The sequence below is a fragment of the Sphingorhabdus sp. genome, from assembly GCF_046154385.1.
Taxonomy (GTDB): domain Bacteria; phylum Pseudomonadota; class Alphaproteobacteria; order Sphingomonadales; family Sphingomonadaceae; genus Sphingorhabdus_B.
In genome coordinates this window covers 20300-37230 of the sequence record NZ_JBJXFW010000021.1, presented here as the reverse complement: position 1 = coordinate 37230, position 16931 = coordinate 20300, and the positions used below count along the sequence as shown (strand labels likewise).

Here is a 16931-nt window from a genome sequence, read left to right as displayed (position 1 = left end):
TATTCGTTTATAAAATGGATTGCTCTGATTGTCTTTTTTACGGTTGCTTACATTGCATATATGCTTTGGGCATGAACGCGGAAACCCTACTGGCTGTTAGTCGCAAGCGTCAGCAAACCACAACATTGCGGACATAGCAGAAGCAGTTAGGTTGGAGCCATGTGGATCGAAAACGGCTGCAGCAACAGGGGGCACTTTGAAAAGGTTTTTTAACTACCTACTAATTGCGCTAATTTCGGCTTGCTTGGCGTATATCGCGTTTTTTCAGATTTTTGGTCCAGATGTTCCAGATATAAAAAACAAACAAATCAACGTTGCTATCGACACAATGAAAAGGTCCGGGTTTATTCTGCTTTACTCTCATGAAGTTGACTTTCCCATTTCCGACTGCAGCGCCTATCCAAAGTCGGTATTTTTGTTGCACACAGCAGACGCGTGGCACGTCGTAACTGAGCAAAACAAAGACTGCGTTGTCGTTGACGTTGACGTTGTGTGGGCGGGGCCCACACTTTAGTTCGCTTACGCTACATTATGTCCGCTTCCCACAACTTACCGGTCATTAACCCAAGCTGCATAGCGCGCTGATAGCCTACATTCGTTCAGGGACCGAATAGCTAACCCTTCCCCAACATTGGCGCCAAATAATGGCCGGTGTACGACTTCGGCTCCTTGGCGACCTGTTCCGGCGTTCCCTCCGCAACAATCTCGCCGCCCTTGACGCCGCCCTCCGGCCCTAGGTCGATGATCCAGTCCGCCGTCTTGATGACGTCGAGATTATGTTCGATCACCACCACGCTGTTGCCCTGTTCGACCAGGCGGTGGAGGACCTCCAATAGTTTGCGGACGTCTTCAAAGTGAAGCCCGGTTGTGGGTTCGTCCAATATGTAGAGTGTCTGGCCGGTGGAGCGGCGGCTGAGTTCTTTGGCGAGTTTCACGCGCTGCGCTTCGCCGCCCGATAGGGTCGTGGCCTGCTGACCCACCTTGACATAGCCGAGGCCGACTTCGGCCAGCATCATCATCTTGTCGCGGATGGGCGGGACGGCCTTGAACACCTCCACCGCATCCTCGACCGTCATGTCGAGAACGTCGGCGATGGACAGGCCCTTCCATTTGACCTCCAAAGTCTCGCGGTTGTAGCGTTTGCCGTTGCATTCCTCGCACGTCACATAGACGTCGGGCAGGAAGTGCATTTCGATCTTGATCAGGCCGTCGCCGCTACAGGTTTCGCATCGGCCGCCCTTTACGTTGAAGCTGAACCGGCCGGGCTTGTACCCGCGCGCTTCGGATTCCGGCAATCCGGCGAACCAGTCACGGATATTGGTGAAGGCGCCGGTATAGGTGGCGGGGTTGCTGCGCGGGGTGCGGCCGATGGGTGACTGGTCGATGTCGATCACCTTGTCGCAATGCTCTAGGCCGGTGATCTTGTCATGCGCGCCCGCAATGACGCGCGCACCGTTCAGCGCGCGGGCGGCAGAGGCATAGAGCGTGTCGATGGTGAAGCTCGACTTGCCCGACCCCGATACGCCGGTGATGCAGGTGAAGGTGCCGAGCGGAATGCTGGCGGTCACATTTTTGAGGTTATTGGCGCGCGCGCCATGGACGGTCAGCTTCTTCTTGTTGCCCTTGCGCCGTGTCTTGGGCACCGCAATCTCGCGGGTACCGTTGAGATAATCGGCGGTCAGGCTGCCCTTGGCTTTCAGGATTTGTTTCAGCGTTCCTTCGGCCATCACGGTGCCGCCATGCACCCCGGCGCCGGGGCCAAGGTCGACTACCCAGTCGGCGGTGCGGATGGCGTCTTCGTCATGTTCGACGACGATGACGGTGTTGCCGAGGTCGCGCAGGCGGCGCAGCGTGGCAAGCAGGCGGTCATTATCCTTCTGGTGCAGGCCGATGCTGGGTTCGTCGAGCACATAGAGCACGCCGGACAGGCCCGACCCGATCTGGCTGGCGAGGCGGATACGCTGGCTTTCGCCGCCGGACAGGGTGCCCGATGTGCGGTCGAGGTTGAGATAATCGAGCCCGACATTGTTGAGGAAGCCCAGCCGTTCGTTGATTTCTTTCAGGATGGCCTTGGCGATCTGCTGTTGCTGATTGGTCAACGTGTCGTTGACGCTGGCGAACCAGTTCACCGCGTCGGCGACGCTCATCCGCGTGGGAATGGAGATGTCGACACCGGCGATCTTGACCGACAGCGCCTCCGGCTTCAACCGCGCGCCATGGCAGGTTTCGCAGGGCTGCGACGTCTGATATTTGGACAGTTCCTCGCGCATCCACGCGCTGTCGGTTTGCAGCAGGCGGCGGTTGAGGTTGCCAACGACGCCCTCAAACGCCTTGCGCACCGTATATTCCTTGCGCCCGTCCTTGAAGGTCAGCTCGACCGGCAGGCCGCCGGTGCCGTACAGGATGATCAGCTTCTGGTCGGGCAGCAGATCTTCCCACGGGGTATCGAGGCTGAAATCATAGGCCTTCGCAAGGCTGGCGAGCACCTGCATATAATAAGGGGACGGCGGGTTGGACTTCGCCCAGGGCACGATCGCCCCTTTTTTGAGACTGAGATGTTCGTTGGGGACGACCAGTTGCGGGTCGAATTCCTGCCGCTCGCCCAAGCCGTCGCAATCGGGGCAGGCCCCCTGCGGTGCGTTGAAGGAGAACAGGCGCGGGGCGATTTCGGCGATGGTAAAGCCGCTGACCGGGCAGGCGAATTTCTCGCTGAACACGATGCGGTTGGCGGGCAGGCCGGTGCCTTTGAGGTTACGCTCCGGGGACTGTCCCCGAACGGGGACTGTCCCCACTTCGCCGTCGTGCCCGGGGACAGTCCACGGCGCGGCTTCGCCGCTTGGGACAGTCCCCTCCGCCTTGAACGTCGCTCTTGCTTCTGCGACGCCATTGCCGCCCGCACCCATAGCATCCGCCACAGTCCCGTCCGCCAGATCCACAAAAGCCAGACCATCGGCCAGCTTCAACGCCGCCTCGAAACTCTCGGCCAGCCGTTGCTGGATGCCGTCTTTTACCACGATGCGGTCGACGACGACTTCGATGTCATGCTTATATTTCTTGTCGAGCGCGGGGGCTTCTTCGATTGCGTAGAATTCGCCGTCGATGCGCACGCGGGTGTAGCCCGAGCGCTGCCACTCGGCCAGTTCCTTGCGGTATTCACCCTTGCGGCCCTGCACCACGGGCGCGAGCAGGAAGGCGCGGGTGCCCTCGGGCAGGGTCATGACGCGGTCGACCATCTGGCTGACGGTCTGCGCGGTGATCGGCAGGCCGGTGGCGGGGGAATAGGGGACGCCGACGCGCGCCCAGAGCAGGCGCATATAGTCGTAAATCTCGGTCACGGTGGCGACGGTCGAGCGTGGGTTGCGGCTGGTCGTCTTTTGTTCGATGGAGATGGCGGGGGACAGGCCCTCGATATGCTCGACATCGGGTTTCTGCATCATCTCCAGAAACTGGCGCGCATAGGCGGACAGCGATTCCACATAGCGGCGCTGCCCCTCGGCATAGATGGTGTCGAAGGCCAGCGACGACTTGCCCGACCCCGACAGGCCGGTAATGACGATCAGCTTGTCCCGGGGCAGGTCGATATCGACGCCCTTGAGGTTATGCTCGCGCGCACCGCGCACCTTGATATGGGTGAGTGACATGGGGTTGTTTGTTCCAGATTTGTTCTAAATGCGCAAGAGGCAAGATGTTGCCGCTCAGGTGGCGCAGAACAGATGAATTTTCAAGCGGGGGTTTTGCCTATACTTGCGAAACACGGTAAATACCGCATAAGGGAAAGATTGGGGAAGTTTCTAATTTCTACACATGGACCACATTCTTGTGATCAGGTTTTTTGCACTCTTCGCTATTTTATTGGGGACGGCGCCTGTAATGGCGCAGAACCTGGCGGTTCCCGAACCGCCCGTCATTATATTCCAATCGGGCACCGGCGATGGCACCGCTCCCGTTCAGGCGGTTGCGGTTTACCGGCGTGCCGAGGTGGACTGCGCGTCGCTCGAACGCAATCTGGTCGTTATCAACGCCCATTTTTACCCGGCCGAATTTGCAGTCGGAAATGCACCACCCCGGCGTCGGCTCGACCGGGCACTTTTTGAAAAGGCGCTGGCGGGATATCGCAACCATTTCTGCAGTTCCGGCCGCTCGGCAGGGCCAGCCATCATCGTCATTGTTGATTTTGCCAAACATAGCAGCCAGCCGCGATTGTACCGCGTTGATTTGCGCGACGGCTTTGGCCTTGAATCGCCGATATTGGTCGCGCACGGCATCGGTTCCGACCCGGATGATGACGGGTTCGCGAATTTTTTCAGCAATATCCAGGAAAGCCTGACCTCATCGCTCGGTGCGGCTTTGGGTGCGGAGCGTTATGTTGGCATCAACGGCGTATCGCTTCGTCTGGATGGATTGGAACCGAGCAATAGCCAGATGCGCGCGCGCGATATTGTGGTGCACAGCTATGCCCCCGAAAGGCGGCGCTATTTCAACGCAAATTTGATTGCGGCGCGCGGACGACCGGGATCGAGTGAAGGGTGTTTCGTCGTTGAACCATCGAAACGCGACTGGATTTTGGATACGCTCGAAAACGGGGGCTATCTCTATTCGGGCTATAGCGGGAAATTGCCGCAATCTGCCAACAGCTCGGCAACGAATATTGTTTTTTCTCCCGGCACCGGGGTTAGCGTTCCGACACTTTCTCCGAAGCCTTTGGAAAGGCCCGCCGGAACGCCCGATATCCCGCCCACAGCCCCCATATTGCCAACACCAGCAGCGTCAGCGCAATAATCATCGCGGCAACCGGATTGGCAAAGGCGAGGATGAGCAACCCGCCCGTCGCGACATCTTCGACGCTGGAAACGATGATATTGCTGAACGGTTCGGGGCTCGTGTTGACGGCGGCGCGGGCGCTGGCCTTGGTGGCGTGGCTGGCAAAGGCTGCGCTGCCACCGAGCAGGAATGCGACAACTTGCCAAGTCGGGTCCGAACTGTCGATGATCGCAAGTGCCAACATTGCCCCGCCGACGGGGCGAACCAGCGTGTGCAGGCCATCCCAAATAGAATCAAGCCATGCGATCTTGTCGGCGAAAAATTCGGCAATGGCCCCGATGGCGCTGATCCCCAAAACCCACGGGTTTGCAAGGACATCGAGCATTTGGAGATTTTCGGGCAGGGGTACGATATCGAAATGCATCGCAAGGCCGGTGGCAAATATGGTCAGATAAAAGCGCCATCCGGAGAGCAGGCTGAGGCTGGCGGCAAGGCCCAATAGTTCGATGATGCCCATAAAGCCTCCAGCGCGATATGAGGAAAGGCTGCCACTTTATGGAACCGAGCGCAATGGCGCTTTAAAAAAGGGTGGGGAGCAGGGATGTGGAGGCCCGCATCTCTGCTCCCCATAGTGTGCCCGGTTTCAGGGTCGCATGGCCCGGGCAGGGGGCGGGATTGCCGCGCGCCCTGAGTGCGGGTGGGCGCGCGGCAAACTGGAAAGATTTGCCTTTACCGTTGGGGACAGTCCCCAAGGGGACAGTCCCCGTTTCACGCAATCTTTGCCTTTACCGTTGGGGACAGTCCCCGTTTCACGCAATCTTGGGGACTGTCCCTTCAGGGACTGTCCCCATCCTTGCAGCTTAGTTACCGCGACGCTTCAGGGCCTTTTTGGGACGGAAGTCCTGGGCGCGTGTGACATTGACATCGCGGGTAACCTGACCGTCGGCGCGGTTCACATTGCTGGTGCGGTTATAGACCTGTTCGCCATCGCGCAGCACCGTGCGGCCGGTTTCACGGCCCGTTTCGGTCTTGCGGCCAAAGGCGTCATATTCATAAGTACGGCCTTGCTTGTCGACGGCGGACCCGGTGGTTGTGAAGCCATCTTCGTTACGAACGCGATCATATTCATAAGAGCGGGTTTTTCCGTTGAAGCCCGTCTGCGATCCGCTGCCGCTGACGCCGTCGTCGGTCTTTGTGCGTTCGCGATGATGCGTGGCTGTTGCACCGTCGCTGGCGCGTGTGGCGACTGCATCAACGGTTACATTGCCGTCTTCGCGGGTTACGGTCTTGGTTGCCGTGCCCTTTGGCTTTTCAATGGTGACGGTCTTGCTGGTCTGGGCATTGGCCGATGCGGCAAAGGCAAGGGCGGCGAGAGGAAGTGCAATAAGATATTTCATGGTCATTCTCCAGTTTTCAAAGGGAGGGAGAATTTCCCCGCTCCTGAAACTGAAACGCATGACGTCCGGAAACCCTTCGAAATTTTTTTGGAGTTTTTTCGGGATGAATAAGAAAGGTTATTCCCTCTCCCCTTCAGGGGAGAGGATACGAAGCCTTGGCCGACAGGCCTAGGCGCAGTTGGTGAGGGGCTCCGACGGCGAGGTCAGCGCACCAACGCCCCCTCTCCACTTCGTCTAATGGCTAAAGCCATAAGACTACTTACCTCTCCCCTGAAGGGGAGAGGTGAGTTAGGCTCCGTGTTTCCTTTCCATCACCCTCACTGCACACGCCGTTGCTGGCGCAGCTGGCGGCGTTCGCGTAGCGCGTTGCGCAGGGCGGCGCGTTGTTCGGGGCTGGCGGTGCGCAGGCGTTCGCGCAAGGCGTCGGCTTGTTCTTCGGTCAACTTGCCCGCGGCCAAAGCGGGTGCCGCTTCGCTTTGCGCAACGGCTTGCTCCTCTTGCGCGGTCGATGGCGTGGTTACCGCTAGCGGTTCTGCTGTCGCTCCATCAGCGGGAGCGACCGCGCCGTTCCGCCGTTCAACTCGTTTCTCTCGGCGCTCTGCAATCGTCGTGCGCACGGCGGCTTTTGTCGCAGGATCGGCATTGCGTGCCATTTCGCGCACGGCGGCACGCGCTTCCCGGCGGGTAACTTCGCCGCTGCGCACCATAGAGCGGACTTCGCGCCCCGCAACCGCCAGCTTTTGCTTGGGCGTCAGTTCGGCATAACGCGGATCTTCGCGCAAGGCCGTCAAACGCGACGTCACGATCGCGCTTCCTTGCGGTTGCTCATCCAGTGCGGGCGTAACAACTTCCGCAGGCGTGGATTGCTCGGCAATCTGGACGGGCTTCGGCTGTGGACGGGGCGCAGGTGCCTCGACAATCTCGGCCTTGACCAGCGCTTCGGTAATCCCCGGCAAATACACCGGATGCCCAAACACACCTGCCGCAGCGGCGGTTGCGGTCGCAAGGGAGAACAAGGCTACGGATCCGACGATCCGGCTTGTCCGCCGCCATGGGCTTGGTGCGCGGCGGCGCGCGGGTAATTCCGGCATAGCGGTCGCAACGGAGCCGGTATCACCGCTGGCGATACGGGCCATCAAGCGGTCGGAAAATCCGGCGGGTGCGGGCGGAACGGCATAGGCGTTCAACGCCTTTTCCATTTCGGGCGAGAATGCGGGGTCGGTCATTGTCCTGCCCTCCCGTGCGCAACCACGCCCCTGCGTTCGACACAGCCCTTCAAACTGGACCGCGCCCGGAACAGCAGCGATTCAAAGGCTTTCAATTGCATGTCCAACGTCTCCGCAGCGCCTTGATTGGGCTGCTCTTCATAATAGGTCAAAATGACTGCGGCTCGCTGCCGGTCGGGCAGGGTTTCAATACAGTCCTTTACTGCCTGTCCGGTCTCCAATGCCTCCATCTGGCGGTCGGCCAACGGGGTTTCATCCTCCCGCTCGGGGACTTCTTCGTCGCTGGCAAAGCGCTTGCGCCGCAGTCGGTCGAGGCATTGGTTGACAGTCACTTTTTTGAGCCATGGAGCAATGCCGGGTCCACCTGCATTCCAGCGATCCGCATGATTCCAGAGCTTTAGAAGCGACTCCTGCGCAATATCCTCGGCTTCGGCGGCGTCGCCCAGCATACGGTAGGCAACGCGCCAGACCATATTGGCATGGCGATCACTGGCGAGCCGCATGGCACCATGATCCCGCGCGGCAATACGGGCCACCAGTTCGTCGTCATTTTCCTGCGTCAATTTTATCGCTTGCTGCATCATTTCGCCACTCATCATAATGCGGTTCACATGCTTTACGTTTATAAAGCAAAAACCCTTCGAAAAAATTTCGAAGGTTTTTCTTTTGTCGTCCGTTGAATGCGAACCAGCCCTTAACCGGGGTGATTTAACAGGAGGCATTTATGAAAATCTGGATGATCGGCCTATGCGCCGCAGCTAGTCTGATACCCATGGCGCAAGCTCATGCGGAGGACGATAAGGATTGGCGCGCGTCCATCAATGCGGGTGTGACCGTCTATGCACAGGATGAGGACCCGCAATTTGCAAGCCTGTCGCTTGCCCGGGAATTTGAGCAGGGCTTTATCCAATTGTCCGTTTCTGCCGTGCGCGGCGGGGTCACGCAGGGCGTGCTGCATGCGGTACCGGTGAACAGCGAAACGGTTTCCCTTTCGGGCGGCCGCAGCTTTGGCGGCCTGAGCGTCGACGGCTATGTGTCTTTGGGCCAACGCCGTTTCGATACAGAAGTGTTCGAACGCCTTGGCCGCCGCGTGACGATCAACAGCGACGGATCAAGCTTCGCCGTCGGTGGCGGGATAAGCTATGATGTGATGTTGGGCGAGAGCGTGATTGCATCGCCCTTTTTGGCGGTCGATTATGACCGGATCGACATTGGACGTGCAGTCACCTTGCCCGCCGGCGAAGTAACGACCGTCAAATCGCGCGAAGATGGTGTGACCGGCTCGGCAGGTGTCGCCCTGCAGACGTTGTTCGGATCCGATGCCGAGCACAGCTTTGGCGTGAACGCGGCTTTTGTTGCCACGTCGAACAGCAGCGCGACACGCTCGGGAACGGGAAGCGGGACCATCAGCCGCATTGTCGCCGCGCGCAACGTCCCGGGGCAAAGTGATGAATGGGCGGAAATCGGCGCGAGCGCCTCTTTTGCGCTGCCACAAGATATCAGCCTGAATCTGAATGCCAACCGCACGTTAGGATTTGCGGGGCCGGAGGCAACCAGTTTAATCGCCGGGTTAAGTTTCCGCTTCTAACTGTCACGAAAGCATGCTTTTGTGGCGGCATGAATGCTGACACCACTGAAGAGCCCATAGCCACGCCCGCCGCCACGATGGTGATTTTCCGCGAGAATCCATCGGGCGGTGCGCCGCTTTTGCTGATGGTGGAACGGATCAAAGCCATGGCCTTTGCAGGCGGCGCGGCAGTGTTCCCCGGCGGCAAGGTGGATGCGGCCGATTTCGATTATGCGAAAATGCTGGGTGGTCCCTTGCCACTGGACGAGGCGGCGGCACGGCTTGCGGCCATAAGGGAAACGATCGAGGAAGCCGGTCTGGCATTGGGCCTTGACGGCGTTTCTGACCCCGCCGATTGTGACGAAGCCCGGGCGGGGTTGCATGACGGGGAGAGCTTGCAAGCGATATGCACGCGCCATGGCTGGACTCCGGACTTTGACCGGCTGGTGCCTTGGTCGCGCTGGCGTCCCCCAGCGTTCGAGCGGGCGAGCCGCGTTTTTGACACGCGCTTTTATCTTGCAGATGCGGGTGCTACCGCCCCTATCGCGACCGTGGACCACACTGAAAACCGCGCGCTATTTTGGGCTACCGCCGCAGAAGTTCTGGACAAGGCGGACCGCGGCGAGGTCATGATCATCTTTCCGACACGGCGCAACCTCGAACGGCTTGCCCTGTTTGGCACCTTTGATGCTGCCGCTGGCCATGCGGCGGAGCATCCCGTGACCATGGTCCAAACCTATATCGACAAGCGGGAAGATGGCAGCTGGTTGTGCATACCGGAGGGGCATGGCTACCCGGTGCTCGACGAACCCATTGAAACGGCGATGCGCGGATGATGGCAGTATTGCAGCAAATGCAAGGGCTGATCGGCATATCGCTGGTTGTGTTGATCGCGTGGGGATTGTCGGAAAATCGCAAGGCGTTTCCGGGTTGGCGCTGGGTTGGCGGGGCGTTGCTGCTTCAAATCGGCATCGCGCTTTTGATCGTGCGCGTCCCCTTCATGTGGGATGTCGTCATGCTTGCCAACTATGCGGTGTTGGCAATTGAAAAGGCGACTTTGGTCGGGTCCAGCTATATGTTCGGATACACCGGCGGAGGCGAAATGCCCTTTGTCCTTAAGGACGGTGCGCAACCTCCCTTGATTATTGCTTTCCAGATTTTGCCGCTCGTTATCGTCTTCTCGGCGCTTTCCGCCCTGTTTTGGCACTGGAAGATATTGTCGTTCATCGTGCGCGGGTTGAGCTGGGCTTTGCAAAAGACGATGGGGGTCAGTGGCGTGGTCGGATTGAGCGCCGGTGCCAATATCTTCCTCGGCGTTGTCGAGGCACCTTTGGTGGTACGGGCCTATTTCGAGAAAATGAGCCGTAGCGAATTGTTTGCCGTCATGGTGCTGGCAATGGCGACGATCTCGGGCGCGATCCTGATCCTTTACGCGCAGACGCTGTCGAAAACGGTTCCAGACGCCGTAGGGCATATGATTTCGGCGTCGCTGATTGTTCTACCCGCCTCGATATTGATCGCGCGCCTGATGGTGCCGGGCGATGGTGACACCCAGATGGAGCTGGACGATACAAGCCTGAAATATGAAAGCAGCATCGATGCCGTTATCACCGGCACGATGGACGGGGTGCAATTGTTCCTGGCCGTGATCGGTATCATCATCGTTGTTTTTGCGCTTGTCGCACTGGTTGACCAGATCCTAGGTGTCTTGCCGCTCATCGACGGTAGTCCGCTCACACTTCGCCGCTTTTTCGGCTGGATATTTGCGCCACTGATGTGGGCGATCGGCATACCATGGCAGGATGCTGGCACCGCTGGTGGCCTGATGGGAACGAAAGCCATCTTGAATGAATATGTCGCCTATCTCGATATGGCAGCTTTGTCCGAAGGCGAACTCGGGCCCCGAAGCAAGTTGATCATTACCTATGCATTATGCGGTTTCGCCAACCTTGCGAGCGTCGGCTTGCTGGTGTCGACAATCGGCACGCTATGCCCCGCACGCCGCGCAGAAGCAGCGTCGCTGGGTATGAAAAGCTGGGTCGCGGGAAACCTCGCCTCCGCCATGACGGGGGCGATGATCGGGCTGGTTACGGTGGTTTAGTCTTCCGGCGCGATGGTGACGATCAGGCCGTCGAGAGCATCGCTGACGGGAATCTGGCACGACAGGCGCGATGTGTCGTTGCGGTGATCGGTGCTGTCGAGCAGGTCGTTTTCGTCCTCACCCATTTTGGGCAACTTGTCGGCAAAGGCCGGATCGATATGCACATGGCAGGTCGCGCAGGAGCAGCAACCACCGCACAAGGCGAGCAATTCGTCAAAACCATTGTCGCGGATGACTTCCATCAACGACAGGCCGTTTTCCGCCTCCACTTCGCGGCCTTCGCCATTGCGTGAGATTACGGTGACTTTGGCCATGAAAATGCTCCCTGAAGCTTGTTACGCGCCGCCTGATAAGTGGACAGGGCGCTAATGTGAAGCCCTAATTTATGGGGATAAGTAGGGCGTCCCCCTTGGCCAGCGGGGTCGGGGCGCTTATGTCCCCCTCCAACAGAATCAGAAAGCGCATTCATGACCGAAAATCGCCACGCTCCCGTCATCATCATCGGCTCCGGCCCGGCAGGCTATACCGCCGCTGTTTATGCGGCGCGCGCCAACCTGACGCCGATGATCGTCACCGGGGTGGAAATCGGCGGGCAGTTGATGACCACGACCGAAGTCGACAATTGGCCGGGCGACGATGCGGGCGTTATGGGTCCCGAATTGATGGAGCGGATGCGCAAACATGCCGAACGCTTCGGAACCCGGATCGAGAATGACCATATTGAAAAGGTCGATTTTTCCAAGCGGCCCTTTACGCTGACCGGCGGGGCAGGCGATTATACGGCGGACGCGGTCATCATCGCAACGGGCGCCAGCGCACAATATCTCGGGCTTCCGAGCGAAACGGCTTTCATGGGCAAGGGCGTGTCGGCCTGCGCCACCTGCGACGGCTTTTTCTACCGCAACAAGCCGGTGGCTGTCATCGGCGGCGGGAACACTGCGGTTGAAGAGGCACTATATCTCGCCAACATCGCGAGCCATGTGACCCTCGTCCACCGCCGCGACAAGTTGAAGGCGGAGAAAATCCTGCAAGACCGGCTCTTCGCGCGTGAGGCTGAGGGCAAGGTGACGATCAAGTGGAACCACACCCTTGATGAAGTGCTGGGGGATGCAATGGGCGTCACCGGCATGCGCATTGCCGCCACAGACGGCAGCGGGACCGAGGATATCGAACTGCACGGCGTCTTCATCGCCATTGGCCACAAGCCCAACACCGGCATTTTCGAAGGGCATCTCGATATGGCCGGCGGATATATCAAGGTTCGCGGCGGTGCCGAAGGCCAAGCAACCGAGACCAGCGTGCCCGGCGTCTTTGCCTGTGGCGACGTGATGGACCACATATATCGCCAGGCAGTCACAAGCGCGGGAACCGGCTGCATGGCGGCGCTGGATGCAGAGCGCTTTCTGGACGGGCAATAAAGACGCTTTATCCTGATTAGTCATCTTAAGTTACAGCAAAAGCCATCACTCTTAATACAAGTCTCGCTCATACCTTGAGCCTTGTTCAGGGCCAAAAATTGCTCGAACATTTGGCATCAAGATCAATTGCGAGCTATTCTGTTGAAGCCTGCACATTTGTCACAAAAATTACGCCAGAGTTGTTCATGCAGTGCGCTAAAGAACTGGGGTGACGTTACATGGAAACAATCGGAAGCAGGCTGAATCAATATAAGGGTATCGGTCCTGGGTTTGACTTCCTTCGCATATCACTGGCATGCAGCGTGGTAGCTTGGCATGTGAACGCAATTGTAACTGGTGATCTATCCTATAATGAAACGCCTATACTTTGGATGGTCGGCTATTTCATATTGGCATCCTTCTTCGGCCTGAGCGGTTTCTTAATCGCCGGCAGTGCGTTGCGCCTTTCTCTATCAAACTTCCTGATAAACCGAGGGCTACGCATCGTACCGGCGCTGGCAGTAGAAATTGTTCTAAGCGCGTTAATTTTAGGCCCGATATTTACAACGCTGGCATTAGGTGAATACTTCAGCAATATAGGAACTTGGCAGTATTTTACCAATATTATAGGTTGGGTAAATTATGTACTTCCCGGAGTGTTCAAGGACCACCGGACCGATATAGTCAATAATACATTGTGGACCGTACCGCACGAAATTGGCTGCTACGTTATTATGTCGGGGTTAATTCTTTTTGGGCTTCTAAAGCGTCCTTGGCTTCTGCCTATCGCTGCTGGCATTATCATCATGCTCAGCCTTATTTTACCGAACTATGGTATCGGTCCCGAGTCGAAAGGAGTAGAAAGGGTTCTCTATATTCTTTTCGTTGGCAAAGCCTCGCGGCTTTACGTTTGTTTCATCTTAGGCATTTTTGCCTTTCTGATGAAAGACAAGATTCCCTATTCTTGGGGCATTTTTGGCCTCTGTGTAATTTATTGTTTTCTGATTGGTTTATTCCCACAACAGGGGGGAGTTAATTATCCTCTTATGAACCTTTTGTTGCCGCTCCCAATGATTTATATCACCGCTTTCCTAGGTGTTACAGACATCTGGGTTCCAAAATTTTTGCGCAGCGGTGATTACTCCTACGGAATATATCTCTATGGCTGGCCTCTGCAGCAAGTATTAGTAGCCGTGCTTCCAGAAAACACATCTCTTTTCGTTCACTTCTTGCTCGTCATTCCCTTTATTACTTTATTTGCAGCTTTTTCATGGCACTTTATAGAACGTCCCATACTAAAGATCAGAAAAAAATTCTCGTTTGTTGCCCGCGTCCGGTTGGATGCGAACGCAGGCTGATAAATTATTTCGCTTCTCTTAATTTATGCTAACTTGTTAGGCAATGTTCGAACAAATGAGCAAATTATTTGTCGTCTATTGTTTTATTGAGCTTACATTCGGGTATTTAAAAGGGCGTCGATACGCACTTTGCGACTTTGCCCATTTTTAGACAAAATCTGATCCTTGCAGATCAAAGGATTGAGGCATCGAACGAAATTTAGGATCACAGAACGAAAGCAAAAAATTGCAGTTACACTCTTCGACAGATCACGTTTCGTTTTGACAGGTCGGGCAATTGCTTTGCGTTTTTTATCTTACCTTACGTTGCCCAAGCAATCGCAACCGCAAAGCGTTCAGTTTGATAAAGCCTGCTGCATCCTTTTGGTCATAGGCACCGGCATCGTCTTCGAACGTAACCACTTTTTCGCTGTACAGGCTGTTGGGAGATTTCCTTCCAACAACGCTCGCCAAGCCTTTGTAAAGCTTGAGCCGAACTGTTCCTGAAACCAGCGTCTGGCTGTGGTCGATCGCAGCCTGCAGCATTTCGCGTTCGGGTGAAAACCAGAAACCGTTGTAAATCAACTCGGCATATTTGGGCATCAGCTCATCTTTCAGATGGGCCGCACCGCGATCCAATGTGATGCTTTCAATCCCGCGATGTGCGCGGGCGTAGATTTCGCCGCCCGGGGTTTCGTACATGCCGCGCGACTTCATACCGACAAAGCGGTTTTCGACGAGATCAAGGCGGCCGATTCCATGCTTTCGGCCCAGTTCGTTTAACGCAGCCAATAAAGTGGCTGGCGACATTGCTTCGCCGTTCAAGGCAACGCCGTCACCTTTTTCAAAATCGACGGTGATATATTCCGGTATATCAGGTGCATCCTCGGGGTTGACCGTGCGCGAATACACATAGTCCGGGGTTTCATCCCAAGGGTCCTCCAGCACTTTGCCTTCGCTTGAAGTATGCAAAAGATTGGCGTCGGTAGAAAAGGGGCTTTCCCCCCGCTTATCCTTGGGCACAGGTATCTGGTGCTGTTCGGCCCATTCGATCAGGCGGGTGCGGCTGGTCAGGTTCCATTCGCGCCATGGGGCGATAACCTTGATATCCGGGTTCAAGGCATAAGCCGACAGTTCAAACCGCACTTGGTCATTGCCTTTGCCGGTCGCGCCATGGGCGATCGCATCGGCCCCGGTTTCCGCGGCTATTTCAATCAGGCGCTTGGAAATAAGCGGTCGCGCGATGGACGTGCCCAACAGATAATCGCCTTCATATCGGGCATTGGCCCGCATCATCGGAAACACGAAGTCGCGAACAAATTCTTCTTTTAAGTCATCAATATAGATGTGGTGATCCGGAACACCCATCAGCACCGCTTTGGCCCGCGCCGGTTCCAGTTCTTCGCCTTGACCTAAGTCAGCGGTAAATGTGACCACTTCGCACCCATATTCCACCTGCAACCATTTCAAAATAACACTGGTGTCGAGGCCGCCAGAATAGGCAAGGACGACTTTTTTGATATTATCTTTCATCAGTGATTCCATTTGGCAGTTGGGTAACGCCCGCGCGCCTATCAGGGTGGACAGTCCCCTGCAAGGCGATATGAATTAACGTCAGGAGGCAAAATATATGGCAAAGTCCGACAACAAGACGAAAATGACGGAGGTTTCGGTCGACAATTTTGTCGCAGCTGTTGCCGATGAACAGCAGCGTCTGGATGCAATAAAGATCGTTGACCTGATGGCGCGGGTTTCAGGGCACCCCCCGAAAATGTGGGGACCGAGTATTATCGGCTTTGGACACTATCACTATCGTTATGACAGCGGCCGGGAAGGCGACATGTGTCGCATCGGATTTTCACCCCGCAAAGGCCAGACGGTTCTATATATTGTCGATGGTTTTCAGGAATATGAGGCGATATTGTCCAGTCTTGGTAAATGCAAAACCGGTAAATCCTGCCTCTATATTAAGCGATTAAGCGATATTGATGTAACCGTTCTGGAGGAACTTTGCGCGCGTTCCCTCGCCTCGATGGCCGAAAAATATCCTGATTGAGCGGTAACCATTGCGTTGGTTTTGGCGAACCATTGGCAGCGGACGGGGTTTAACCTCCCTTTTTCCCCGCCCGCACCAACTTCAGGAAGCCGACCATGAACGCTTATATTACCGCCGGATTGTTACCGATAATTGCTGTTCTTGCCGCGTGCCAGCAAGCCCCCGAAATCATCGCTGAAGCCGATGCCAAGGCACCGGCATTGTCATCAAACACCGAAAACCCGATCATAATCGAGCTATACCAGAGCCAAGGCTGTTCATCTTGTCCTCCCGCCAATGCGGCCGTCAATGCCGTCGCGGATCGCCCCGGCGTCATCGCATTGAGTTTTGCAGTTACCTATTGGGACAGGCTGGGTTGGAAGGATATCTTCGGCGACAAAGCCTATACCCAGCGGCAATATGACTATGCCCATGCCCTCGGGAACCCCAATGTCTACACCCCGCAAATTGTGATCAACGGGAAAACGGCGATAACCGGAATTAAAAACGGCGAATTGGCAAAAAGTCTTGCGTCGACCAAAGCTGTGTCGGGCGGGCCGTCAATCGATGTTCGGGGCGAGACGTTAACGGTCGGCAAAGGGTCGGGAACGGCCCATATCTGGGTTGTACGCTATGATCCCCGCACGCAAAATGTGGCCATACGTTCAGGTGAAAACACAGGCCGCAATTTGCCGCACAAAAATATCGTTCGGTCACTTGCAAAGCTTGGCGAATGGAACGGAACCGAAAAGAGATATGCATTGAGCCGCGCGACAGACAAAAATCTGAAAACCGCGATATTGGTCCAGCGCCCGGGGGCAGGGGCAATTATTGCTGCGAAAGTGATTTAGGGTCAGGACCCTAAGTCCCGGCGCTTTTATTCGGCGGGCTGATTTTCGGTATTCGGCAAATTCTTGCCTCGGCCGGACTGCCTGATCTTGAATTGCCGGCGGTTGGATACATAGCGAGCGGTAACGAACGCCAGAACCAAAAGCATGAGCGCGCACAGGGCGTAGGCAATGATATATCGGTTTTCCATCTGAACGAAAGTTTCCATCGATTTATTATCTTCGGATAAGCAGTTCAGTCGGCTAATAATGTCCGGGAATT

At 56.4% G+C, this 16931-nt stretch carries 16 protein-coding genes; 8 read left to right on the top strand and 8 right to left on the bottom strand.

The genetic code is table 11. The features are described from left to right. Window positions 1–614 precede the first annotated feature (614 nt). Window positions 615–3641, bottom strand: a complete 3027-nt coding sequence (gene uvrA / locus ACKVOS_RS04300; RefSeq protein WP_409210778.1) for an excinuclease ABC subunit UvrA — start codon at window positions 3639–3641, stop codon at window positions 615–617. A gap of 229 nt (window positions 3642–3870) precedes the next feature. On the opposite strand from uvrA, the gene ACKVOS_RS04295 reads away from it, so the two are divergent. Next, entirely contained in the window at window positions 3871–4779 is a 909-nt protein-coding gene (locus tag ACKVOS_RS04295; RefSeq protein ID WP_409210777.1) for a murein L,D-transpeptidase catalytic domain-containing protein, read from the top strand. On the opposite strand, the gene ACKVOS_RS04290 is transcribed toward ACKVOS_RS04295, so the two are convergent. The 4 genes from ACKVOS_RS04290 to ACKVOS_RS04275 all read right to left on the bottom strand — a co-directional run bounded on the left by ACKVOS_RS04290 (window position 4673) and on the right by ACKVOS_RS04275 (window position 7983). Then, window positions 4673–5278, bottom strand: coding sequence for a DUF4126 domain-containing protein (locus ACKVOS_RS04290; protein WP_409210776.1), 606 nt, complete (start codon window positions 5276–5278; stop codon window positions 4673–4675). The two genes, ACKVOS_RS04295 and ACKVOS_RS04290, sit on opposite strands and share 107 nt — an antisense overlap. Window positions 5279–5621: 343 nt before the next feature. Then, the gene (locus tag ACKVOS_RS04285) at window positions 5622–6164 is read right to left on the bottom strand and encodes a hypothetical protein (RefSeq protein WP_409210775.1); all 543 of its coding nucleotides are present in this window, start codon (window positions 6162–6164) and stop codon (window positions 5622–5624) included. Between the two features lie 311 nt (window positions 6165–6475). Continuing rightward, window positions 6476–7384, bottom strand: coding sequence for a hypothetical protein (locus ACKVOS_RS04280; RefSeq protein WP_409210774.1), 909 nt, complete (start codon window positions 7382–7384; stop codon window positions 6476–6478). Next, window positions 7381–7983, bottom strand: a complete 603-nt coding sequence (locus tag ACKVOS_RS04275; RefSeq protein ID WP_409210773.1) for a sigma-70 family RNA polymerase sigma factor — start codon at window positions 7981–7983, stop codon at window positions 7381–7383. The genes ACKVOS_RS04280 and ACKVOS_RS04275 overlap by 4 nt, the downstream gene beginning before the upstream one ends. A 125-nt stretch (window positions 7984–8108) precedes the next feature. On the opposite strand from ACKVOS_RS04275, the gene ACKVOS_RS04270 reads away from it, so the two are divergent. The 3 genes from ACKVOS_RS04270 to ACKVOS_RS04260 are packed head-to-tail and all read left to right on the top strand — an operon-like array spanning window position 8109 to window position 11052. Next, complete coding sequence (locus ACKVOS_RS04270; protein WP_409210772.1) at window positions 8109–8972, top strand: autotransporter outer membrane beta-barrel domain-containing protein; 864 nt, start codon at window positions 8109–8111, stop codon at window positions 8970–8972. A gap of 29 nt (window positions 8973–9001) precedes the next feature. Continuing rightward, on the top strand, window positions 9002–9787 hold the full coding sequence (locus ACKVOS_RS04265; protein ID WP_409210771.1) for an NUDIX hydrolase: 786 nt from the start codon (window positions 9002–9004) through the stop codon (window positions 9785–9787). Then, window positions 9784–11052, top strand: coding sequence for a NupC/NupG family nucleoside CNT transporter (locus tag ACKVOS_RS04260; RefSeq protein WP_409210770.1), 1269 nt, complete (start codon window positions 9784–9786; stop codon window positions 11050–11052). Before ACKVOS_RS04265 ends, ACKVOS_RS04260 begins: the two co-directional genes overlap by 4 nt. Here the strand turns inward: ACKVOS_RS04260 and ACKVOS_RS04255 are convergent. Continuing rightward, window positions 11049–11366 (bottom strand): 2Fe-2S iron-sulfur cluster-binding protein, encoded by a 318-nt coding sequence (locus tag ACKVOS_RS04255; RefSeq protein WP_409210769.1) that lies wholly within the window; start codon window positions 11364–11366, stop codon window positions 11049–11051. The two genes, ACKVOS_RS04260 and ACKVOS_RS04255, sit on opposite strands and share 4 nt — an antisense overlap. Before the next feature lie 153 nt (window positions 11367–11519). Between ACKVOS_RS04255 and trxB the strand changes: the two genes are divergently transcribed. Beyond that, the gene (gene trxB / locus ACKVOS_RS04250) at window positions 11520–12470 is read left to right on the top strand and encodes a thioredoxin-disulfide reductase (RefSeq protein WP_409210768.1); all 951 of its coding nucleotides are present in this window, start codon (window positions 11520–11522) and stop codon (window positions 12468–12470) included. A gap of 218 nt (window positions 12471–12688) precedes the next feature. Beyond that, entirely contained in the window at window positions 12689–13807 is a 1119-nt protein-coding gene (locus ACKVOS_RS04245; protein ID WP_409210767.1) for an acyltransferase family protein, read from the top strand. A gap of 291 nt (window positions 13808–14098) precedes the next feature. Here the strand turns inward: ACKVOS_RS04245 and ACKVOS_RS04240 are convergent, their stop codons facing one another. Next, window positions 14099–15319, bottom strand: a complete 1221-nt coding sequence (locus tag ACKVOS_RS04240) for an argininosuccinate synthase (protein WP_409210766.1) — start codon at window positions 15317–15319, stop codon at window positions 14099–14101. Between the two features lie 97 nt (window positions 15320–15416). Between ACKVOS_RS04240 and ACKVOS_RS04235 the strand changes: the two genes are divergently transcribed. After that, window positions 15417–15842 carry a DUF1801 domain-containing protein gene (locus tag ACKVOS_RS04235; RefSeq protein ID WP_409210765.1) on the top strand — a complete coding sequence of 142 codons (426 nt, stop codon included), beginning with the start codon at window positions 15417–15419 and terminating at the stop codon, window positions 15840–15842. A 95-nt stretch (window positions 15843–15937) separates the two neighbouring features. Then, a complete protein-coding gene (locus ACKVOS_RS04230; RefSeq protein WP_409210764.1) occupies window positions 15938–16672 on the top strand; it encodes a DUF1223 domain-containing protein in 735 nt (244 codons plus the stop codon). Window positions 16673–16698: 26 nt separating this feature from the next. Here the strand turns inward: ACKVOS_RS04230 and ACKVOS_RS04225 are convergent, their stop codons facing one another. Beyond that, the gene (locus ACKVOS_RS04225; RefSeq protein WP_409210763.1) at window positions 16699–16878 is read right to left on the bottom strand and encodes a hypothetical protein; all 180 of its coding nucleotides are present in this window, start codon (window positions 16876–16878) and stop codon (window positions 16699–16701) included. Window positions 16879–16931: the final 53 nt, after the last annotated feature.